We start from the raw sequence: 226 nt of genomic DNA, 5'->3' as shown, positions 1-226 counted from the left end.
CGTCATCAAAAGGTTGTTGAAGAAGCACCTTGTCCAGTAATGACGCCTGAATTACGTCAAAAAATGGGTGAAGCAGCTGTTGCTGCCGCGAAAGCTTGTGATTATATCGGCGCGGGAACGGTTGAATTTTTGTTGGATCAATCTGGCGAATTTTATTTCTTGGAAATGAATACGCGTTTACAGGTTGAACATCCTGTCACTGAGATGATTACGGGATTGGATTTGG

The 226-nt window shown here is 43.4% G+C and carries 1 pseudogene; it reads left to right on the top strand.

Features of this window, described 5'->3' with window-relative positions:
- Positions 1–226: pseudogene (locus B4237_RS14210) on the top strand (3-methylcrotonyl-CoA carboxylase); the annotation flags it as partial.

This window comes from Acinetobacter sp. UBA6526 (genome assembly GCF_002434875.1).
In the GTDB taxonomy this organism is placed as follows: domain Bacteria; phylum Pseudomonadota; class Gammaproteobacteria; order Pseudomonadales; family Moraxellaceae; genus Acinetobacter; species Acinetobacter venetianus.
Note: the sequence above shows the minus strand (reverse complement) of the source record. Positions and strands in the feature narration are given on the sequence as shown.